Genomic DNA, 21,991 nt, shown 5'->3' with positions numbered 1-21,991 from the left:
AGAGTTAATTTCCTACAAAAGTAGTGCGCCATACCAAAGCACGTCGCTCAAGCCAGCGGACCAATGCATCAATGGTTAAGCCCAGAACGCTATATACCAATAAACAAATGACGATCACATCGGTACGCATAAAGTCACGCGCATCATTGACAAGATAGCCGATTCCTGAGGTCGCATTGATTTGCTCCACCACAACAAGTCCAAGCCAACTAATACCAAAGGAATAACGCAATCCAACAAAAAAAGACGGTAAGGCTCCGGGCAAAATGACATGCCAAATGGTCTCACGCCGATTAAGCTCCAGCGTTTTAGCTGCTTCTATTAATTTGTAGTCCAGATTACGGATCCCCGAAAATAAAGACAGATAAATAGGAAAAGTTGTCCCAAGAGCAATCAATGCAATTTTGGGTGTTTCTCCTACGCCAAACCATAAAATAAAAAGAGGGACCACCGCCAGGAATGGGAGTGTCCTGAGCATCTGCATCGGAGAATCAACGACAAGTTCACCACGGCGTGATAAACCAGCCACTAATGCCAAGATTGTTCCAATCGATACACCAATACTTAAACCCAACATCGCCCGCTGGAGAGAAATCCAAAGATGACCAGCAAGAGAACCATCCGTAATCATCTTCCAAAGCGTTCCACCAATAGAGCTTGGGGCGGCAATGATCTGTGTGGGAAGCCAGCCAATCCGTGAAGCACCTTCCCACAGCACCAGCAAAACCAGCGGACTAATCAAACGCAATAAACCATCTACCCATGACTGCTTGGCAATCCAGATACGGAACTTAAATGAGCGCCGTCGCTTCAGTGGCTTGTTTAATGGCAAGGACTGTAAAGCAGAGGGATAATGTAAATCTGTTGTTTTAGGCTGACTCATGCCGTACGCTGCTCCAAATCAAAACAATTAAAGACCAGTAGGCAGGCATAGAAATAACTCACCCTATTGGACTATAAGCATAGTAACGGTTGATTTGCCTCAAACTAAATTCGTATTTATGCTATCTTAATATGCAAAATTAACATTAATGATTCATTTAAATATTTTTACTATTAATTTTATTTATATTACAGCAAGAACTATGAAGACAATCGATGAAGATTGAAACAGCGTTTTTACCAAAATATTCTTAAAAAACAAATGATCTCTTTTATTCAACCCAATGCAATTATTTCGGTCATAAAAAAACCTCCCAAAGGGAGGTTATGGAAATCAATTAGGGTTAAACAGCTACAGCTGCAGTAGTCCGAATCAACCGCTCTCCTAAACGGTCAACGACTAATTGTCCAAAGGTGCTGATAGGCGCGTATAAATTTCCAGTGAATCGGGGATGAATCAACCATAAATCAATGATCGGCTTAAAATCAGACACAGGTACAATTTCAAGTTGGTTGCGATAGCGACTGCCCTCGAGCAGCGGCTGAGGGACTAGACCTAGTCCTTGACCATTAGCAACCAAACCTAACTGTAATTCGGTGCCAAAAGTTTCCATATTAATTTGTAGACTGAGCCCTTCTGCAATCAGGGCACGCTGTAGACCCGCTCTAAAACCGCATCCATCTGGATTAAGTACCCAGCCACGCTCATAACAGTCTGTCAAACGATAAGAACGCTTTGGCCATTCGCCCTTTGCTGCAACGACAACCAAATTCATTCGACCCAATGACTCTCCAACTACACCTTCAGGAAAGACCTTACCTGCCGGAAATAATACTGCTGCAGCGTCTAGCTCACCATGCTCGACTTTTGAGAGCAGGTTACTCCCCCAGCCTGTCGCGACTTTAGCTTGCAGATCAGGATAACGCTGACGAAGCTCGCTCAAAGCATCTAACAGTACTGCATCACCAATGGTTTGAGGTACGCCAAGTCGTAGTGCTCCACTGGGTAAAGCATGTTGAGTCACTAAATCACGCAAAGTATCAATCTCACGCAATACGGCTCGACACTTTTCATAAACACGTAACCCCATGGATGTCGGCTTCAGCGGCTTGGTATTTCGATCCAACAATTCAACACCCAAACCCTCCTCAAAGTTCTGTACACGTCGTGTAATTGCAGGCTGGGTCAATTGCAGGGATTCAGCAGCAAGACTGATGGATTGGCAGCGGATCACGGCAACGAATGCCTCAATATCATCTATCTTCATGAGAAATAATCATAATAGGTTGGTTGAAAAATGCATATAACAAATATTATCGTTAGCGCACTAGGACAGTCAACCAACTTTTTCATCGAACTATAGGAGCAAATTTCAATGTCTAATCCTGCTCTAAATTACCGGTTACGCCAGTTTATTACTGACTTTGCTGAACTTTTGACTAAAGAGTCTGCAGAACCTATTGTACTAGAACAAGGTAGTCAGCTTCTCAAACAGCTTATCGAGCATGACGATTGGCTTCCCGATGCATTTGCCCAACCGCATCCTGATCGCTATCAACAGTATTTACTACATGTTGACTCTGCACAGCGCTTTTCGATCGTCAGTTTTGTCTGGGGTGCAGGACAAAAAACTCCAATCCACGACCATCGAACTTGGGGGCTGATTGGTATGCTCCGTGGCTCAGAGCTTTCTCAGCATTATCAAAGATCAGTGAATCAATCGCTAATTCCTATAGGACCAGCACATCAACTACAGGTTGGACAAGTCGAAACGGTCTCACCAAGCACACAAGATATTCACCAAGTCAGCAATGCCTATAGTGATCAAACGTCAATCAGCATTCATGTTTATGGTGCCAATATCGGGGCCGTCAAACGTGCGACTTATCAACCTGATGGCACAGAAAAATCATTTATATCAGGATATTCAAACACCCTATTACCCAATATTTGGGATTTGTCCAAGGAGCCTGCTACATCATGAGTCAAATTAAAACACGTCAATTCACCGATATACGCCACGCTCTACTGAACAAAGAAGAACTCGCATTAATTGATGTACGCGAAGAGGCGCCCTTTGCCAAAAATCACCCACTTTTTGCAGTAAATATCTCATTATCACGGTTAGAATTAGAGATCTATGCGCGCGTTCCACGGCTCAGCACCCCCATCACGGTCTATGATGATGGTGAAGGACGAGCAGAGATTGCAGTTGAACGTCTGATTCGGCTGGGCTATCAAGATGTTGCATTATTAGAGGGAGGCCTAGCGGGCTGGCGCAATGCTGGCGGAGAGTTATTTGAAGACGTCAATGTACCGAGTAAGTCTTTCGGAGAGCTCGTCGAGAGCATTCGCCAGACGCCCTTTCTTACTGCAAACCAAGTCAAAACACTGATCGATCAACAAGCTGATATTGTGGTACTGGATGCTAGACGTTTCGATGAATACCAGACGATGAATATCCCAGGTAGTATCAGTGTCCCAGGAGCAGAACTCGTCCTGCGTGCGCGAGAATTAGCGCCAAATCCTCATACCCAGATTATCGTAAATTGCGCTGGGCGCACTCGGAGTATCATCGGCGCCCAATCCTTGCTCAATGCTGGCATTCCAAATCCGGTAGCAGCCCTTCAAAATGGGACGATTGGTTGGACATTGGCAGGCTTAACATTACAACACCAACAGAATCGTACATTTAATCCCGTCAAAGACACGACGAAGTATGAAGCAAGCCAACAAGCCAACCACATTGCAAATCAAGCGGGTGTTGGCAAAATCTCATTACAAACCTTGGATCAATGGCAAAATGATCCTACGCGAACAACCTATGTATTCGACGTCCGCACAGCTGAAGAATATGAACATGCCCACTTGCCTCATGCTCGTCATGTTGCAGGAGGGCAACTTGTGCAAGAGACAGATCACTATGCTTCGGTACGAGGGGCCAGAATAGTTCTTATTGATGATGATGGCGTACGTGCCAATATGAGTGCATCGTGGCTAAGGCAGATGGGATGGGACGCCTATATTATTGATAATATTACTGTAGACCATTTCACTGAATCTGGTCCATGGAAAGCACCTCTACCACTGCAAAATTCAACTCAAGAAATCAGTCCAATAACATTACACGAATGGCTATTACACGATACGGCAACAACCAGACTTTCGACAATTGTCCTAGATTTCACCTCCAGCGCTAATTATGTCAAGCAACATATTCCAAGCGCATGGTTCACTTTGCGTGGTGACCTACCCCAAATTTTGAAAATACTTCCACCAGCAGAGCGCTATGTATTAACTTGCGGAAGTGGGCTCTTAGCTCGGCTAGCGGTATCCGAACTACAGGCATTGACCGATAAACCGGTCTACCTACTTACAGGTGGAACTCAAGCATGGGTTGCTGCAGGCTTACCGCTAGAATCTGGCGAAACACTTCTCGCCTCACCGCGAATTGATCGTTATCGCCGCCCCTATGAAGGCACGGACAATCCAATTGAAGCGATGCAAGGCTATTTGGATTGGGAATATGGTCTCGTAGAACAGTTAAAACGAGATGGGACGCATGGTTTCTTTGTTTTATGATTCATAGATCCTATACGTAAATTCTAACAATGATGGGGCAAAGCCTCATCATTGTTATTTCCTAAAAATATCTTTTAATAAATTATCAAACTTTAAGTTCCTAAAAAGAACCAATATAATAAAGACAAGCTATACTAGACCGCATAGTCAATAAATCTCACGCAAACTTTATCAGTCTCTGGCTATTATTCATAAAAACGTATCAGAACAATCGTAAGAATATGTCTCTAGTTATTGGTAAATATGAGAACTGGTCAGAATTGGATTATTCGACTAAAATATGATAAATCAGACAGGAGTGCATTTATGAAATGGCAAGATGTAGGCGAAATGCCATGCTCGGTTGCTCGCGCCTTGTCGGTAATCGGTGATCGGTGGACTATGATGATTGTACGTAACGCATTCATCGGCATACGTCGCTTTGACGATTTCCAATCAATTTTGGGGATGACACGTCATGTTTTAGCGGACCGTCTGAATAGACTGGTAGAGTCCGATATTCTGAAGAAAGTTCCTTATCTAGAAAAGCCTCCACGTTACGAATATCGCTTAACTAAGAAAGGAATGGATCTTTATCCCATCTTACTCGCTCTAACTACTTGGGGTGATAAATGGATGGATCAGGGTAAAGGTGCTCCTATAGAATATTTTCATCAGCAATGTGGCCATAAATTTACCCCAACGATGGTATGCTCAGAATGCGGCGAACCCGTTCACGCAAAAAATGTGACACCCATGATTGGTCCTGGGCTCCCAGGTTATGCGGATGTAGATCCCGTTAAGTCGGCATAATAGAGCTAAATAAAAAAAGCTGATTAATTAATCAGCCTTTTTTTATTTAGCTCTAGGAGGGTTTAGTAACCTTCAGGGCGCTCTAATGGCAGCTTTTGCCCAATGGCTTTCTCAAGATCTGCTAATAAAAAAGAATCGTCTTCACAAGCAAAACTAATACTAACCCCTAAGGCTCCGGCACGCCCAGTCCGACCAATGCGGTGCACGTAATCATCAGCCTGCTCTGGCAAGGTATAGTTAATTACATGGCTAACACCATCAACATGAATACCCCGCCCTGCGACATCCGTAGCGATCATAATCTGTGTTTTACCAGACTTAAATTGATCCAGCATTTTAATACGTTTATCTTGCGGAATTTCGCCTGAGAGCATGCCAACTTTATAACCTTGCGCCTTTAATCGATCAAACAGCTTACGCACCTGATCGCGACGATTTGCAAAAACCATCACTTTATCTATAGTCTCAGACTCAAGTAATTCTTTAAGCAGTCGCTCTTTGTCACGACGACCGACTATAAATACACGCTGCTTAACGCGATCACTTGTTTTTTGTTCAGGTTCAATTTCTACTGTGACAGGCTCAAACAGCCATTGCTGAGCTAAGTTCAGAACGTCATAACTAAAAGTCGCAGAGAACATTAGCGTTTGACGATCTGCTTTGGGCGGAGCCAAACGAACAATGCGTTTTACTGAGGGAATGAATCCCATATCCAACAAACGATCTGCTTCATCAATCACTAAAAACTCAAGGCGGTCAAGCCATATTTCTTTTTGTTCTAAAAAATCAATCAAACGGCCCGGCGTGGCTACGATAATATCGACGAATCGCTTATCAAGTGCTTTACGTTGTTTATCATAATCAACCCCGCCAAGAAGGGTAACAACACTGAGTTTGGTATGCTTGAGCAGTGCAATTGCGTCACTTTCGATCTGCAATGCAAGCTCGCGCGTTGGTGCTAAAATGAGTGCACGCGGCTCACCACGAAATCGTTCATCTGCAACAGGATTTTCTAATAAATCATTAATAATACTAATTAAAAATGCAGCAGTTTTACCTGTACCAGTCTGTGCACGACCAATGGCATCATGTCCTGCCAGAGTAAAACGTAAAACTTGTTGCTGTATCGGTGTCATCTGGGTAAAACCAAGATCAGCAATTCCCTGCTGTAATTCAGGGTGTAACGCGACTGAGTCGAAACTCGAACTCATTATATTTGATACTCCAATACACCACGTTAAATACGCAATAAATTTAAATTATTGTTGCGCAAAATTTTACGCTCATATCATTTTAGAGATTTAAAAATAATATCGTTAAAATCAAATTTACATCAATTTCAAATGCCACAAAACAAAAAACCGAAGCATGGCAAGCCAAACTTCGGTTCATTGAAACGCCCAAATCGACACTGCCCTTTGGCAATGCCGATTTAGAAGCGATAGTTGATGCTGGTAGAAAAGTCTTAAAGGACTCAGCTACCAATCATCAATTAGTCAACTGCGCGAACTTCTTCAGCTTGAAAGCCCTTTTGGCCTTTCACAACTGTGAACTCAACGCGTTGGCCGTCACGCAGAGTGCGGTGGCCGTCGCCTTGAATAGCGCGGAAATGTACGAATACATCGTCGCCGCCATTGCGTTGAATGAAACCAAAACCTTTGGTATCGTTAAACCACTTTACTACGCCTTGTTCACGTGTCGTCATGTTTGCAATCCTCTATCGAGACAACTAGAAAAGCTTGTCCGGTGTTGAATACAGCAAAGAAAACACGAAGCAAAAGCTGGGCTCATTTCCGTTGTCATTCTGTGAATCATTCAGCAGTTCCGGTTCAAACCTATTAAAAAGATAAAAGGACCTAAGAATTAAGGTCGATTTACAAGCCCAGCTTAACACGAAGTAGCACACATGCAAACCCCGTCGTGAGTATTATCACTACAATAATCCAGCTTATATCTTCAATACGTAATCCTTTACGCCACAACAGGCCTAATCCTAGCCCAGTTAATAGCAAAATAATGAGTAATATGCTTTGTTTATGCCAGATATTATTCACTATTTCTATTGAATCGGCAGTAAATGCACTCATTGCACCCCCTTGCACCATTTCTTTCACTAATTTTCCCTCTTAAGCGATGGTTAAACATAAAAATGTATCTGAATATTTCAATATATATGACATTTAAACCTGCAAATGGCTACTTAAGCCATTGCATCGTTCTACAATTTTGCGTATCTTACTTACAAAGTATGGTATAAAACGGCATATTTCGAAGGAGTTTTTACTTCGAAGGATTTCCAAGCACACTACTGTTTGCGTTGTAAAGAAACATTTAGTTGCATTATTCTCTATTTTTAACATTTTATATCCTATTCTGTTAAAAATTTGTATACATCTACCCTGTATATAGTTGAGAAGGGTTTTTTATCGCGATTTAGCAGGAGCGCTTTAGATGGTCGATGTTTTGGTATTGCATGGTCCGAACCTAAATCTTTTAGGGCAACGCGAAACAACCCTTTATGGACATACCACATTAAATGACATTAATGCCTCACTAGCTATCCTTGCAGAGAAATCAAGCCTTCAACTTGAAAGCCTTCAAAGTAACTGGGAAGGCGCCTTAATTGACAGAATTCATTTAGCCCGCACAGATGGGACTCGCTTTATCATTATTAACGCTGGTGCACTGACTCATACCTCCATCGGAATCAGAGATGCCCTCCTCGCCGCAGAAAAACCATTTATAGAAGTTCACTTATCGAATGTCTATGCTCGGGAATCATTCCGCCATCATTCTTATTTGGCAGATAAAGCCGTTGCTGTCATCAGTGGTTTAGGCGCAGCAGGTTATCGCGCCGCGCTAGAATACGCCATTGCACAATTGAATTTGTAATCAAAAAAACTAAGGACATACATATCCACGGTTTAACTCCACGTGGAAGAACCTAGAACATAAAAGCTGAATCTTGACCGCATTTTTATATCAACGTTTTGATTTTTAAAGAGACTGAACACATGGATATTCGTAAAATTAAAAAACTCATCGACCTTATGATTGAATCCGATTTAGAGGCAATTGAGGTGAAAGAAGGCGATCAATCCATTGCATTGACACGTCGCCGAGTTGTTAGCACGACTGAGTCCTATGCCCCTGCATCCGCACCATTAAAAATAAATACCGATGTAAGCCCTGCACCGAATTCAGGACGACTTGAAACATCTCCTATGGTCGGCGTGTATTATGCTGCCCCTAATCCAGGTGAGCCCGCTTTCATTAAAGTCGGACAAAAAATTCAAGCAGGTGACACCATTGGTATCGTTGAAGCCATGAAGATCATGAACCCTATACAAGCTTCTCAAAGTGGCACGGTTGCGGAGATTTTGGTTAAGAATGGTGATGTTGTTCAATTTGGTCAGTCTTTAATTCGTTTACAGGATTAATCAGATGCCGCAACAGCCAACCAAAGACTTAGGGAAAGCTCCCGTGACCAGTATGGAAAAACCGCTACTCGGTAAAGTATTGATTGCCAACCGCGGTGAGATCGCCTTACGCATCGCACGTGCTTGCCGCACCTTAGGGATTAAAACTGTAGGTGTTTACTCTAGCGCAGACAAAGATCTTATGCACTTACGCTTCGTTGATGAGGCGATCTGTATAGGACCCAGCTCAAGTAAGCAAAGCTACCTGAATATCAATGCAATCCTTACTGCAGCCGAACTCACCGGCGCGGATGCAATCCATCCAGGTTACGGTTTTTTATCTGAAAATGCCGAATTTGCTGAAGCCATTGAAAATGCGGGGATAGTTTTCATCGGTCCACGTCCAGAACATATTCGTTTGATGGGCAATAAAGTCTCTGCCATTAACGCCATGAAAAAAAGCGGGGTTCCGACGGTTCCTGGCTGCAATATTGCTATTACTGCAAAAAATGCATTATCTGAATCAGAAAAAATTGGTTTTCCATTGATTGTCAAAGCTGCCTCTGGCGGTGGTGGTCGTGGTATGCGTATCGTGCATTCAACCGAGACACTGATTGAATCCGTACAAGCCGCCCAAAATGAAGCAGCGATGTGGTTCAACGATGAAACAGTATATATGGAACGTTTCCTGTTAACGCCCCGTCATGTTGAAGTTCAAGTATTAGGAGATGGTGAAGGTCGCGCCATTCATCTTTATGATCGCGACTGCTCCTTACAACGTCGTCATCAAAAAGTGCTCGAAGAAGCTCCTGCACCAAACATCCCAGAACAAGCACGTGCAGATATCCTAGCCGCTTGTGTACGCGCATGTGAACTAATGCAGTATCGAGGTGCAGGAACTTTCGAATTTTTATTTGAAAATGGTCAATACTTCTTTATCGAGATGAATACGCGCGTGCAGGTTGAACATCCGGTAACAGAAGCGATTACAGGAGTGGACATCATTGAACAACAACTTCGCATTGCCTCAGGATTAGGACTTAATCTTAAACAGGAAGACATCGTTGCCCGTGGTCATGCCATCGAGTGTCGTATTAATGCCGAAGATCCGAAAACTTTTGCACCCTCGCCCGGTAAGGTCACGCAATTCCACATCCCTGGCGGTGCGGGAGTACGCATGGATTCACATCTCTATAATGGCTATACTATCCCACCATTTTATGATTCATTGATTGGCAAGCTGATCGTCCACGGCAAAGATCGTCCCACTGCTCTTGCGCGAGCGCGACAAGCACTCGATGAAATGGTCATTGAGGGCGTGAAAACCAATATTCCTCTACACCGTGATGTCATTTTAGCTGATGAAACGTTTAATCAACATGCTGTCGATATTCATGATTTAGAGAAACGCTTGTTAAAAGAATCGCATTAATGGCAAAACCCAATTCACCTTGAATAAGGCAAATTAACCCATTGCGCTCTACACAAATTCCCGTCACTGATCCAGCCGCAGGGCTGCGCATCACTGAAATTTTTTATTCACTACAAGGCGAAGCCCGTGATTCGGGCTATCCAACAGTCTTTGTGCGCTTAACTGGTTGCCCATTACGCTGTACCTACTGTGATACGGCCTATGCATTTGAAGGTGGAATACGCTGGTCTCTGGATGCTATTTTAGCGGAAGTCGCACAGCATGAAGGTGTTCGTCATGTTTGCGTGACGGGCGGTGAACCGTTGGCACAGCCTAACTGCATTCCGTTATTACATGCACTTTGTAACGCTGGTTATGTTGTATCACTTGAAACCTCAGGTGCAATCGATGTCTCTACAGTAGATCTACGCGTCTCTCGTGTTGTTGATTTAAAGACGCCAGATTCTGGCGAAATGAAGCGTAATTTACTGACCAATTTACCGCTCTTAACTAAGCACGACCAAATCAAGTTCGTGATCACCAGTCGTACAGATTATGAATGGTCACGCGACATGCTAAAAGTGCATGAATTAGATAAGCTGGTCGGCGAGGTCTGGTTTTCACCTTCTTTTGCTATTGAAGTTGGACAAGTTAAGCTCCCAAAACTTGCACGCGAACTCGCCGATTGGATCGTAGAAGACAAACTCCCCGTTCGCTTCCAGCTCCAGTTGCATAAGTTACTTTGGCAGGATGAGGCCGGTCGATAGTTTATTGATAAACAAAGGATCTACCAAAAAAACCTCATTTTAAAGTACTAAAATGAGGTTTTTTGTTGGAGTAAATAAAACGTTAGCCCCCTAAAACATTTTGATCCTTCAGATGCTGTCCGGTCCGCAACTTATGATGAATATGCGGGTCATGCGATGCATACTGAGGGATGAGGGATCCGATCAACATCCCTAAAGCACTCGCTATAACGCCTACGCCTTGCGGAGTTAAAACCTGTAGCGGCTCAACAAAAGCAGGACCGATCAGCATCGTAATCCAAGTGACTAAGCCCATAACAACCGCAAATAAAGCCCCTTGATTAGTTGCTTTAGACCAATAGACACCACATAACAAGGGAATAAATGCAGCAACCAAAGTTACTTGATAAGCATTTTCAACCATCTTAAAAATACTGGCTTTAGAATGCATCGCGTATAACGTCACAATGATCGTAAAACAAACAGTCACTATACGCATATTGCGCAATAATTGCTTATCGGTCATTTTCGGAAACATTGGCTTTAAAATATTTTCAGTAAAGGTCACTGAAGGCGCTAGTAAAGTTGCAGAAGCACAACTCTTGATGGCCGATAACAGCGCACCAAAAAATAATATCTGTGCGATCAAGGGTGCTTTAGTCATCACCAAGGTCGGTAAAATCTTTTGAGGTTCTGAGTCAATCAAACTTGAGACCATGTGAGGATCAAGAAGCGTTGCCGAATAAGCTAAAAACATGGGAATAAAGGCAAATACAAAATACATGACACCGCCAAGCACTGTTGCCCATACGGCGATTTTAATCGTCTTAGCCGATTGAACTCGCTGAAAAACATCCTGCTGTGGTATTGAACCAAACATCATCGTACACCACGCTGCTATAAAGCCAGCTATTGCAGCAAAATTATGTTCGGGCCAAAAATTAAACTTCCCAGCATTCCAAGCATGTTCTGCAACAACACCCACACCACCAACCTGCCCAGAGATTTCCCCGCCAATCCATAGCATTCCCAAAACAATCACAATCATCTGAATAAAGTCAGTAATTGCAACTGCCCACATCCCACCAAAGAACGTATAAATTAAAATAGTGATTGAGCCGATCCACATGCCTTGCACATTGGTAATGGCACCATCGGAAAGGAGGTTAAAAACCAGACCCAATGCGGTAATTTGCGCACCAACCCAGCCCAGATAAGAGATGACGATCGCAATCGTCGTCATAAATTCAACTTTACGACCATAGCGGAGTTTATAAAAATCACCAATCGTCAATAACTTCATGCGGTATAGCGGCGCTGCAAAAAACAATCCCACCAGAATCAAGCATAAAGAAGCACCGAATGGATCAGCGACAATACTATTTAAACCGCCTTGCAAAAAGGTAGCGGGAATCCCTAATACCGTTTCCGAGCCAAACCACGTTGCAAAAACTGTGGCTGTGACGACATAAAAAGGCAAATTACGTCCAGCAATCGCAAAGTCACGTGCATTATGAACAAGACGACCAGCCCATAAACCAATGGCAACAGAAATTACCCAGTAAGCAATGACAAACCCAAATAACATTCCCCTTCCCCCATCAAGTCAGTCATTAATTTAAACGGCAGAGAATAACTGACAGTGAACTAAAGAACAACGTTGACTGCACAGCTTTTATCTGTTTCTAGTATGCACAAATCATGCAATATTAAAGAATTTTGCTTACTCTCCTAGTCTTGCTTACCATGAAGATTCAAATTTGGTTAACACTATAAATAAAACAGTACTTTATCTAGACTTAATGGTGGCATGACAAATGCTTATAGGAAAACATCAATATAAGTAACAATTGAGAATAAGGATGCTAGAAATGATCAGTTACGAGGCTATGCTCGAAATCGCACTCGAGGAAGCCAAAATTGGGCATGCGGAAGGTGGTGTACCTATCGGTGCCGCCCTCTTTGATCGTATCACAGGAAATCTTCTAGGGCGTGGGCATAACAAACGTGTTCAAGATGGTGACCCTTCATCTCATGGTGAAACCGATGCCTTTCGTAATGCGGGCAGACAACGCAGTTATCGAGATACGATCATGGTCACTACCCTTGCCCCTTGTTGGTACTGTAGTGGACTAATTATCCAATTCGGCATAGGAACAGTGATCGTTGGTGAATCTGAAACATTTCAGGGCGGGATTGATTGGCTTAAAGAGCATGGTGTAAAAATTATTCAGATGGATTCCATAGAATGTAAACAGCTGTTGAGTGGGTTCATTCATGAGCATCCTGAGATTTGGAATGAAGACATTGGCGAGTTATAGGCTCTGCATAAAAAAACCGCTCTAATCAGAGCGGTTTTCATTCGACAGACTTAGAAATTAATGACCGCCGCCATTAACTGCTTTATACATGTCTTCGATAACTTTCTTCGCATCACCGAAAACCATCATTGATTTATCGAGATAGAACAGATCATTGTCCAGACCTGCATAACCTGTCGCCATAGAACGCTTAATGATCATGACTGTACGGGCTTTGCTGGCTTCCAAGATCGGCATCCCATAGATTGGTGAGCTTGGATCATCTTTTGCTGCAGGGTTTACGACGTCATTCGCGCCAATAACGAGTACAACATCAGTTCCAGCAAAGTCAGAGTTGATCTCATCCATTTCAAGAATGTCTTCATAAGGTACGTCTGCTTCAGCCAATAGAACGTTCATATGACCAGGCATACGACCAGCTACAGGGTGGATTGCAAAGCGTACTTTTACGCCTTTTTCTTTCAAGGTATCAGCAAGTTCTTTAACCGCATTCTGCGCACGTGCTTGGGCCATACCATAACCCGGTACAATCACTACGCTGTCCGCATTAGACATTAAGAAACCAGCATCTTCTGCAGAACCAGAACGGTAGTTCTTTTGCTTTTGCTCACCCTCAGCAACTTCAGCAACAGCTGCTGCACCAAAGCCACCAAACAATACGTTGAACAATGAACGATTCATTGCACGACACATCACATACGACAAAATCGCACCTGATGAACCAACAAGAGAACCCGCAATGATCAACATTGAGTTGTTCAGCGTGAAACCAATACCTGCTGCTGCCCAACCTGAAAATGAATTCAGTAAAGACACAACCACGGGCATATCACCGCCACCAATAGGAGCGATCCACACATAACCAAATGCCAAGGCAAATGCAGTCATGGCGTAGAACGATGTCATTGATTCAGTGGTGAAGTAATGAATACCAAAACCAATCATGGCAACAAACAAGATCGCTTGTACAGGTTTAACCCAGCCACCCTTGATGGTTTTTGCCCATTTTTTAGCTGCTAATTTACCGTAAGCAAATAATGATGCGGTAAAGGTGATCGCACCAACAAAACAACCAATGAACAATTCAAAGCGATGGATACCATCGTGGTAAACGCCTTCATGCAAAACAGCAGCAATCGCGATACAGACCGCAGACAGACCCACTGCAGAGTGCATCATCGCCACAGTTTCAGGCATATGAGTCATAGCTACGGTGCGCGCGCGATAAAAACCAATCGCACCACCAGCAACCATGGCAGCAATAATCAGCCAAACAACTGGACTTGCAGGAGCAGGAACAACGAAGAAAGTCGTAACAATCGCGATAGTCATCCCGATCATACCGTAGCGATTACCTTGAATCGCTGTTTTTGGACCAGACAAACCACGTAAGGTCAGAATAAACAATACGGCACCAACGAGGTAAAACCAATCGGCGTATTGCGATACAAAATCATGCAGTGCTGACAATTCGTATTCTCCTTATTTCTTTTTCTTAAACATAGCAAGCATACGTTCGGTGACCGCAAAGCCCCCGAATATATTGATGCTAGCCAAGAATACGGCAAATGCACCCAGCAAGCTGGTCGGGGTAATATCTTTAAATGCTGCTGGATCAGTGCCCGCACCGCTGCTAACAACCTGCAGCATCGCACCTACAATAACAACACCAGAAAGTGCGTTCGTTACTGCCATCAAAGGCGTATGCAATGCAGGTGTAACACCCCAAACCACGTAGTAACCCACGAAGATTGCCATAACAAAAATAGTGAATATGCTCACGAATGGAACACTGGCTGCATGAGCAACGGCTTGATTCATGATTTCAACAGGAAGAACTTCAGGATTCATGTCTTTCTCCTTAACCGCGCTTCAGTAGTACTTGACCACCATGAGTGACAAGCAATGCCTTTTGGATCTCTTCTTCTTGATTAAGTTGCAGATTGCCTTCTTTATCAAAGAGTGTTGATACAAAATTAAAAACGTTACGCGCATACAACGCAGATGACTCAGTCGCAAGCGTTGCAGGAATATTAGGAATCCCTAAAATTTTAACGCCGTTTTCAGTCATTACGGTTTCGCCAACAACGGAACCTTCAACATTCCCACCCGTTTCAACAGCCATATCGAGAATGACAGAACCGGGTTTCATTTTAGCAACGGTAGCTGCTTTGATGAGACGTGGTGCATTACGGCCTGGGATCAAAGCTGTTGTAATAACGATATCCGCATTAGAAACCGCTTTATCAACAATAACCGCTTGATCTTGTACATATTGCTCAGAAGGAATCCAAGCATAACCACCTGTACCCAATGCTTTGGCTTTCTCTTCATCCGACATAGGTACATCAAGCCATTTAGCACCAAGCGACTCGACTTGTTCTTTTGCGGTTGGACGCAAGTCAGTTGCTTCAACCACTGCACCCAAACGTTTTGCGGTTGCAATTGCTTGCAGACCAGCAACACCGACACCCATGATGACGATACGTGCAGGTTTCACAGTACCTGCTGCAGTCATGAGCATAGGGAACATACGCTGGTATTCATTTGCTGCCAATAGAACTGATTTATAACCAGCCAAGTTGGCTTGCGAGGACAAGACGTCCATATTCTGTGCACGTGACAATGTGCGAGGTAACAACTCTAGTGCAAACGCAGAGACACCTTGAGCCGCAAATGCATCCAAATCAGGATTGCGGTACGGATCAAACATCCCAATCACGATGGTGTTTGCACTAATCTTTTGAATTTCTTCGGCTTTAGGCGCGCGAACTTTCAAAATAATTTGGCTGCCTTGATAGGCATCATCCGTAATCTTTGCACCGGCTTGTTCAAATGCGCTATCGATGTATGAGGCTTTAACGCCTGCACCACGTTCGACAACAATGGTATGACCGGCTGCAATGAGCTTTTTAACGGTTTCAGGGGTAGCAGCGACGCGAGTTTCGCCTGCAACGCTTTCGGCTGGTATTCCGATTTGCATGAGTATTCCTCAAGCTATGATTGTGGGTATGAAAGCTTTTGATAAAAATCTTTCGTGCTAAGTCCTACACAAAGGCGTGTGATTGTACTGCAAAATACTACCTATTTTGCCAGTGAATGACGATATTTTTTTATAAATGTTTACGTAGTGACCAAAATTGTCTATATGAATAAAATAACCTTTTGTTTTATTTTAATAATATTGAAACTATCAACATGCAATAATCTATCAATTGTATGCTTTTTAGAACCGTGATAACTTTTCAAAGAACTCGAATTCAGGAAGACAATGGTCGTGGACGCTTTCTTTTCTAAGAATTATGCAATTGCACGCGAACATTTTAAGCAATCAGCCAAAAATTTAGGAATGACACTGGAAAGTATCCCTATCGGCCAATTCGGGCCCAATGGAGAAATGCTTAGCATTGATGTCGCTATTCAATCCGGAAGTATGCCTGATCAGGCTCTGCTTATTTCCAGTGGATTACATGGAGTCGAAGGTTTTTTTGGCTCTGCAGTCCAATTAGCCGTCATGAAAAAATGGCAAGATGATCCGCACTTACGCCCCACACAACGACTTATTTTAATCCACGCCCTAAATCCTTATGGTTTTGCATGGCGCCGCCGTGCAAATGAGGATAATGTCGATCTAAATCGAAATCTTATTCTCTCCTGTGAATCCTTTCGTGGTAGTCCAGCCATTTATAAAGATATAGACCATATCTTGAATCCCAAACGCCCGCCGTCACGTTGGGATTGGATCAATTTTAGATTGATATGCCCTACGGCTAAACATGGACAAGCGATTCTTGAGCAAGCAATCACTGCTGGTCAATATGACTATCCTCAGGGACTCTTTTACGGAGGAACAGAACCTTCTCATTTAAGTAAAATACTAAGCGACAATCTAGACCGCTGGTTAGGCTTAAGCCAAAAAGTAATACATCTGGACTTTCACACAGGATTGGGGGCTTGGGCAACTTATAAATTACTCTTCGACCATCCACTCAGTGATAACCAATATGCATGGTTAAAATCTTATTTTGGCAACGAATCTGTCGAAGCCATTAGTGATGAACAATCGGGATGGAAAGGCGGTTTAGGGCATTTCTGTAAGACGCATGCAAAAGATCGTGACTATATATGTGCTTTAGCAGAGTTTGGAACCTACAAAGGATTACAAGTCCTTGCCGGACTTCGAGCCGAAAACCAAAGCTATTTTTGGGGTAATCCAAATAGCCGCATAACAGAATATACTAGGCAACGCTTAGTCGAGTTGTTTTGTCCAAAATCCGCAAGTTGGCGCAAAGACTGCATTAGACAAGCCATTACATTGGTCGAGCAAGCGATTAATGGGTTAAGTACAAAATCTTAATGATGAAGAGCGTCATATGAAGAAAACCACCCTATTTATTTTGATTGCTGCCCTATCCTGGCTTAGCGGATGTACCTCTATCGGACATCAATCAGGCTCTCTGCCAAACGATGCGCCGTTATTCAAAACAATCTCAAGTCTTGATCAGCAGGTATTCGATACCTTTAATCATTGTGAAGTTTCTGAACAACTCCAAAAACATGCAAGCTACTTTTCGTCAGACGTTGAGTTTTATCATGATACTGGCGGTGTGACATGGACTCGCCAAGAGATGCTTGCGAATACTGAAAAATATGTCTGTGGGAAGTTTCAGCGTGAACTGATTGCCAATAGCTTAGAAGTTTTTCCAATCAAAGGATTCGGCGCGATCGAACAAGGTACGCATCGTTTTTGTCAACTGGCAACCCATACCTGTGATGGTATCGCCAACTTTATAATCATCTGGCGTCATCAAAATGATCAATGGCAAATTACCCGGGTTATCAGTTATGGTCATCGCCCCAATAATTAGCTTAAGGTACGCTCTTTCTGGAAGCCAAGGCCAACCATCCACGCACTATCCGATAAAGATGCCAAAAAATCACAAATATCCAAAGTAAAACACCCGCAAACACCAGTATCCCACTTAGAGAGAATAAACTAAATCCTGTCACTGCATCATCAGAGAACACTGCGGCAAATCCTGTGGGCAACCCCAAAATCAATAGAAAAGTCGCGACGACTGCAAAAACAATACTGTACCAAAACGTATGAATCTGCCAATCAAAATGACTTTGTAGCCAGGATCCTTGTGCTTCACTACGTTTAACATAGTTGATGATAATCGCAACAAGCCAAGTCAGCCCTGCAGTAAAATAACTCAAGAAGTAAAGTGCATAAGTAATATGGTTGATAAAGACCAAGCCATCATCATTTGGGGATAACAACTGTGTCTGGTTTGTAGTGACATTACTCATCATCATTTCCCCTTCTCATCAATGAATGAAAACTCAAATTCAAGCGCTTTATGGCTTTGTTAAAGTCGCTTGTAGCTGCAAGACGCCGCCAGCTTGTTGCTCAATATCTAACTGATCGACCTGTATGCCTGATTGTGCAAGTCTGGTCAGCCAGCTACCCAATACTGCAAAACTTTGATGACTCGTACTCACTGCAATTTTCCCTGCAGTTTCGGTTTGAGTCACGGTTAATCCTTGCTGGGCTGCAGCGTCTTGAATAATTGTTGAAAGCGGTTGAGAAACACCCGTGGTCGCCTGCAGATGCGGAGCTTGGCCACGCATCCATAATAATAGTTGACGAGCCTGATCTGCATTCTCTTTGGTCACTTCAGCCTTATGATGTAACCAATACCCACCGCCAAAAACAATGAATATTGCCAAAAAACCGCCTAGGATTTTTAAAGCCAGTTGATCACGCTTTGGCAATTGCTCAAAAGCTGCGTGTAATTGTGCCAACTTTGCATTCATTGAGACAACCAATGAACTGGTCTCGATCTTTGCTATCGACGTTTTAAAGATATTGTTCATTGTTTCACCCGAATAATGCCTGAGACCTGACCAGAGGTAGCTTGATTTGGGCCTGCGGACTTACCTGAAGCCGAGTTGGCAGAGCCTAGCTCGGCGACCAACCCTTGTGCAGCAATCTGTGTTCGGAGACTCTCTAATGCCGGTAGACTTGAAGCGTTGATTTGAAGTTCCAACTGTCCTGTTTTAGCACCTTCAGCACTTGAACTTGTAAAATGAATCTTCTTGGCAGGCAAATTCGCTTGACTCAGTACAGGCCCCACTTGACTCAACAATGTCAATGCAGTCATATCAACACCGCCAGCCCCGACGAGATGAGCTTGCATTTGACGTTTAATATTTAAAATACGATGTTCATCAGGGAACCATTGGCGATACTGTTGTTCAATCTGGGCTTTCGTCGCAATCTCCACAGCGTGGTAACGCCAGATTCGTACTGCGTCATAGATCATCTGAACGGCGATTACGGCCACAAAAACTGCAATAACCACCTTCCAATACGACGACAGACTACTCTCTTGCACATTGGTGACTAAATTATAGGCGTGCTTAGTCACCTTTTGATCGACCGAGAAAACTTCAGATATTGGCGTTTCTAACAAGTTCCAGTCCAAACCACTGATATTTTTCTGTGCATCCAAAATAACTCGATCAGCCTCTGTTAGCTCCCCGATAACCTGGATTTCTTTAACTTGACTAAGACGCGCTAACGTAATATCTAAATGATCAGCAGATACTGCATAGGACTCATCTAGTCTGAGAATACGATTATGTCCATCCAGAAACAAAGTCGCACGTCCGGGAGTCAGTGGTAATAGTAAAAAGTCCGGTAACAACCCAACCACCCGCCAAGGCATTAATCCTAAAGCTGATAAAAGTGTTGCCACATCATGCTGGGGTTTCGCAAGAACCGTCAGCAGATTATCGCGAAGCTGATAGCGCACATCGAGTTGATCAATAGGCGTCAATGAAAACTCTTCAAGTAAATAGCGCACCCCTTCCGTTCCAATCTGACGTAATTGTTGGCGTGTCATGGGTTGATTTAGCATTTGAACACTTGAAGTTGGGAAAAACACCACGACCTCAGATTGAGCTTCAGGTGCTGTGGCCGCCAGCAGAGCATCCCACCCCACGGCAGTTTGCCAACCGACAACTAAATCATTGCTCTTGGACACTTCGCGAGAAACGCGCCAGCGAAATATATCTTGTACGCCCCCACCATCACCACTCGGATGAAAAGCACTGCGTTCCGGCATCCATAAATACAGCATTATTTTCCTCTCCGGCTCATCGGCCTACATCCGCAGATGGCACGAAACGCGCACGCTCAACAGAAAATCCTAACAAAATTAAAGATTGCTCAAATACACGAGCTTCTGCTAAATCAAAGCCTTCCGGATCTTCATCAAGCAATAGCCCCGCCATATAAGCAATAACATTCATGTGACAAACCACAACGATACACTGCGCTGCATACTGGGAAGGCAGCATCGACAATTGATCCAATGCTAAGCGAGGATCCGAATCTGGGGTGATGCTGTCCAAAATTTTGACTGGAACAGTGGGTAATTGGTCCTGAAAAGACAGGAGCGTTTGTTGTGCTCTTCGATACGGGCTGACAACCAATAAATCGGGCGAATATTGAGCCAAGATTTGTTGGGTTGTCCACTGGGCTTGGCTAATACCACGTGCAGTCAGATTTCGTCCAGCATCGTCAGCCTGATAGGGCTCCGCCTCACCATGGCGGATTAAAATTAACTGCATAACCGATGATTATCCTTAGGGAGTTACTTCAATAAATAGCGCTAGCTTGAAATTAAGATGCTGGCGTTGTATTAGGTAACACAAATTCAACATCACTTCTATGACCATTTTGCATAAGCGCCAACGCGATGCCAAGCGGTGGCTTACCTTCATAAATGACTTCGTATAATGCACATGTAATCGGCATATACACATCTAAAATTTCTGCCTGAGCACGCACTTGACGAATCGTATTAATCCCTTCTGCGGTTTGCCCTAATGCTTCAACTGCTTCAGCAAGTGTCTTCCCTTGTCCAAGGGCCAAACCAATCTGATAGTTTCGGCTTAAAGGGCTACTACATGTCGCGATTAAATCGCCGACACCGGATAAGCCCAAGAAGGTTAAGGGATTTGCACCGAGTCGAACGGCAAAACGACTCATTTCAGCCAAGGCACGTGTCAACAACATGCTGCGCGTATTTTCACCCACATGGTATGCGGCTCCCATACCCATCGCTACAGCATAGATATTCTTTAAAGCGCCTCCAAGCTCTACACCTTGTACATCAGTATTCGCAAAGACACGGAATAAAGCACTTGCAAGTGCTTGATGCACAGCAAAGCGTACAGCCTCACTCGGACTTGCAATAACAGTTCCAGCAGGAATACCGGCCATCAGTTCTTTAGCAAGATTAGGACCAGACAATACGCCATAAGCCACTTGCGGTAACTCTTCCCGAATAATATCACTCATCAACGCAAAACTATCGGGCTCTATACCTTTAGTCAGAGAAACAATCGCTTGTCCTGAAATAAACGGTGCGATTTGGCGCAACACCTCTCGAAATGAACTACTAGGTATTGCAACTAAAATGAGATCACGATCCCGAACGGCATACTCAATATCGCTGGTAAACGACAAGTTCTCATCCATTACAAAATCAGGTAAATAACGCTGATTACGGCGAGTCTCCTGCATTTCTTTGGCAATAGCCGGATCCCGAATGAACATACGCGTATCACAACCATTGCGTGATGCGACATTTGCCATTGCTGTTCCAAAGCTTCCACCACCCAGAACCGTAACACGCATCGGAACTTTCAGACTGGGAGTCTCAGGTGAAGGTTTTTTCTCAATCGCAATATCAGTCATAAATCTCAAATATCCATTTTAATATCAATAAATTTAAAGCAAATACTATTATTTCTTCATTTAA

At 43.5% G+C, this 21,991-nt stretch carries 24 protein-coding genes; 10 read left to right on the top strand and 14 right to left on the bottom strand.

Going from position 1 to position 21,991, the window contains the following annotated elements; genetic code table 11:
- Positions 1 to 4: 4 nt before the first annotated feature.
- On the bottom strand, positions 5 to 883 hold the full coding sequence (locus HYN46_RS06885; RefSeq protein ID WP_114898685.1) for an ABC transporter permease: 879 nt from the start codon (positions 881 to 883) through the stop codon (positions 5 to 7).
- Positions 884 to 1,226: 343 nt separating this feature from the next.
- Positions 1,227 to 2,150, bottom strand: coding sequence for a LysR family transcriptional regulator (locus HYN46_RS06880; protein ID WP_114898684.1), 924 nt, complete (start codon positions 2,148 to 2,150; stop codon positions 1,227 to 1,229).
- Between the two features lie 108 nt (positions 2,151 to 2,258).
- On the opposite strand from HYN46_RS06880, the gene HYN46_RS06875 reads away from it, so the two are divergent.
- From HYN46_RS06875 to HYN46_RS06865, 3 genes are all read left to right on the top strand, one after another.
- Positions 2,259 to 2,867, top strand: coding sequence for a cysteine dioxygenase family protein (locus tag HYN46_RS06875; RefSeq protein ID WP_114898683.1), 609 nt, complete (start codon positions 2,259 to 2,261; stop codon positions 2,865 to 2,867).
- Complete coding sequence (locus tag HYN46_RS06870) at positions 2,864 to 4,465, top strand: rhodanese-related sulfurtransferase (RefSeq protein ID WP_114898682.1); 1,602 nt, start codon at positions 2,864 to 2,866, stop codon at positions 4,463 to 4,465. Before HYN46_RS06875 ends, HYN46_RS06870 begins: the two co-directional genes overlap by 4 nt.
- Before the next feature lie 306 nt (positions 4,466 to 4,771).
- Entirely contained in the window at positions 4,772 to 5,257 is a 486-nt protein-coding gene (locus tag HYN46_RS06865; RefSeq protein ID WP_114898681.1) for a winged helix-turn-helix transcriptional regulator, read from the top strand.
- A 62-nt stretch (positions 5,258 to 5,319) separates the two neighbouring features.
- On the opposite strand, the gene rhlB is transcribed toward HYN46_RS06865, so the two are convergent.
- The 3 genes from rhlB to HYN46_RS06850 form a co-directional block, all read right to left on the bottom strand.
- A complete protein-coding gene (rhlB, locus tag HYN46_RS06860; RefSeq protein WP_114898680.1) occupies positions 5,320 to 6,468 on the bottom strand; it encodes an ATP-dependent RNA helicase RhlB in 1,149 nt (382 codons plus the stop codon).
- A 281-nt stretch (positions 6,469 to 6,749) separates the two neighbouring features.
- Entirely contained in the window at positions 6,750 to 6,962 is a 213-nt protein-coding gene (locus HYN46_RS06855; RefSeq protein ID WP_114898679.1) for a cold-shock protein, read from the bottom strand.
- A 169-nt stretch (positions 6,963 to 7,131) separates the two neighbouring features.
- Entirely contained in the window at positions 7,132 to 7,344 is a 213-nt protein-coding gene (locus HYN46_RS06850; protein ID WP_162818107.1) for a hypothetical protein, read from the bottom strand.
- 364 nt (positions 7,345 to 7,708) lie between these two features.
- Here HYN46_RS06850 and aroQ point away from each other — a divergent pair, with 364 nt between their 5' ends.
- From aroQ to queE, 4 genes are all read left to right on the top strand, one after another.
- Positions 7,709 to 8,149, top strand: a complete 441-nt coding sequence (gene aroQ, locus HYN46_RS06845) for a type II 3-dehydroquinate dehydratase (RefSeq protein WP_114898677.1) — start codon at positions 7,709 to 7,711, stop codon at positions 8,147 to 8,149.
- 122 nt (positions 8,150 to 8,271) lie between these two features.
- Positions 8,272 to 8,697, top strand: coding sequence for an acetyl-CoA carboxylase biotin carboxyl carrier protein (gene accB / locus HYN46_RS06840; RefSeq protein WP_114898676.1), 426 nt, complete (start codon positions 8,272 to 8,274; stop codon positions 8,695 to 8,697).
- A gap of 52 nt (positions 8,698 to 8,749) precedes the next feature.
- On the top strand, positions 8,750 to 10,108 hold the full coding sequence (gene accC / locus HYN46_RS06835; protein WP_114900664.1) for an acetyl-CoA carboxylase biotin carboxylase subunit: 1,359 nt from the start codon (positions 8,750 to 8,752) through the stop codon (positions 10,106 to 10,108).
- A gap of 32 nt (positions 10,109 to 10,140) precedes the next feature.
- Positions 10,141 to 10,854, top strand: a complete 714-nt coding sequence (gene queE / locus HYN46_RS06830) for a 7-carboxy-7-deazaguanine synthase QueE (RefSeq protein WP_114898675.1) — start codon at positions 10,141 to 10,143, stop codon at positions 10,852 to 10,854.
- Between the two features lie 82 nt (positions 10,855 to 10,936).
- Here queE and HYN46_RS06825 read toward each other — a convergent pair whose 3' ends face one another.
- Positions 10,937 to 12,421 (bottom strand): sodium:solute symporter family protein, encoded by a 1,485-nt coding sequence (locus HYN46_RS06825; protein ID WP_114898674.1) that lies wholly within the window; start codon positions 12,419 to 12,421, stop codon positions 10,937 to 10,939.
- 283 nt (positions 12,422 to 12,704) lie between these two features.
- On the opposite strand from HYN46_RS06825, the gene HYN46_RS06820 reads away from it, so the two are divergent.
- On the top strand, positions 12,705 to 13,154 hold the full coding sequence (locus tag HYN46_RS06820; RefSeq protein WP_228254913.1) for a nucleoside deaminase: 450 nt from the start codon (positions 12,705 to 12,707) through the stop codon (positions 13,152 to 13,154).
- Between the two features lie 57 nt (positions 13,155 to 13,211).
- Here the strand turns inward: HYN46_RS06820 and HYN46_RS06815 are convergent, their stop codons facing one another.
- The 3 genes from HYN46_RS06815 to HYN46_RS06805 are packed head-to-tail and all read right to left on the bottom strand — an operon-like array spanning position 13,212 to position 16,137.
- A complete protein-coding gene (locus tag HYN46_RS06815; protein WP_114900663.1) occupies positions 13,212 to 14,615 on the bottom strand; it encodes an NAD(P)(+) transhydrogenase (Re/Si-specific) subunit beta in 1,404 nt (467 codons plus the stop codon).
- A 21-nt stretch (positions 14,616 to 14,636) separates the two neighbouring features.
- Positions 14,637 to 14,975 carry a proton-translocating transhydrogenase family protein gene (locus tag HYN46_RS06810; protein ID WP_114900662.1) on the bottom strand — a complete coding sequence of 113 codons (339 nt, stop codon included), beginning with the start codon at positions 14,973 to 14,975 and terminating at the stop codon, positions 14,637 to 14,639.
- Between the two features lie 40 nt (positions 14,976 to 15,015).
- The gene (locus HYN46_RS06805; protein WP_114898672.1) at positions 15,016 to 16,137 is read right to left on the bottom strand and encodes a Re/Si-specific NAD(P)(+) transhydrogenase subunit alpha; all 1,122 of its coding nucleotides are present in this window, start codon (positions 16,135 to 16,137) and stop codon (positions 15,016 to 15,018) included.
- A gap of 294 nt (positions 16,138 to 16,431) precedes the next feature.
- On the opposite strand from HYN46_RS06805, the gene HYN46_RS06800 reads away from it, so the two are divergent.
- Together HYN46_RS06800 and HYN46_RS06795 are read left to right on the top strand one after the other, a co-directional pair.
- Positions 16,432 to 17,511 carry a M14 family metallopeptidase gene (locus HYN46_RS06800; protein ID WP_162818106.1) on the top strand — a complete coding sequence of 360 codons (1,080 nt, stop codon included), beginning with the start codon at positions 16,432 to 16,434 and terminating at the stop codon, positions 17,509 to 17,511.
- Between the two features lie 16 nt (positions 17,512 to 17,527).
- Positions 17,528 to 18,022 (top strand): nuclear transport factor 2 family protein, encoded by a 495-nt coding sequence (locus tag HYN46_RS06795; RefSeq protein ID WP_114898670.1) that lies wholly within the window; start codon positions 17,528 to 17,530, stop codon positions 18,020 to 18,022.
- 1 nt (position 18,023) lies between these two features.
- On the opposite strand, the gene HYN46_RS06790 is transcribed toward HYN46_RS06795, so the two are convergent.
- From HYN46_RS06790 to HYN46_RS06770, 5 genes are read right to left on the bottom strand one after another with little or no spacing between them, the layout of a single operon-like run.
- Positions 18,024 to 18,473, bottom strand: coding sequence for a DUF4870 family protein (locus tag HYN46_RS06790; protein WP_114898669.1), 450 nt, complete (start codon positions 18,471 to 18,473; stop codon positions 18,024 to 18,026).
- Between the two features lie 42 nt (positions 18,474 to 18,515).
- Positions 18,516 to 19,034, bottom strand: a complete 519-nt coding sequence (gene gspM / locus HYN46_RS06785; RefSeq protein ID WP_114898668.1) for a type II secretion system protein GspM — start codon at positions 19,032 to 19,034, stop codon at positions 18,516 to 18,518.
- On the bottom strand, positions 19,031 to 20,302 hold the full coding sequence (gene gspL / locus HYN46_RS06780) for a type II secretion system protein GspL (RefSeq protein WP_114898667.1): 1,272 nt from the start codon (positions 20,300 to 20,302) through the stop codon (positions 19,031 to 19,033). The genes gspM and gspL overlap by 4 nt, the downstream gene beginning before the upstream one ends.
- A gap of 16 nt (positions 20,303 to 20,318) precedes the next feature.
- Positions 20,319 to 20,795 carry a phosphohistidine phosphatase SixA gene (gene sixA, locus HYN46_RS06775; protein ID WP_114898666.1) on the bottom strand — a complete coding sequence of 159 codons (477 nt, stop codon included), beginning with the start codon at positions 20,793 to 20,795 and terminating at the stop codon, positions 20,319 to 20,321.
- Positions 20,796 to 20,847: 52 nt separating this feature from the next.
- Positions 20,848 to 21,927, bottom strand: coding sequence for an NAD(P)H-dependent glycerol-3-phosphate dehydrogenase (locus tag HYN46_RS06770; RefSeq protein ID WP_114898665.1), 1,080 nt, complete (start codon positions 21,925 to 21,927; stop codon positions 20,848 to 20,850).
- Positions 21,928 to 21,991 lie beyond the last annotated feature (64 nt).

Origin of the sequence: Aquirhabdus parva (assembly GCF_003351745.1) — a bacterium.
Taxonomy (GTDB): Bacteria; Pseudomonadota; Gammaproteobacteria; order Pseudomonadales; family Moraxellaceae; genus Aquirhabdus; species Aquirhabdus parva.
This window is presented reverse-complemented; position numbering and strand designations above follow the sequence as displayed.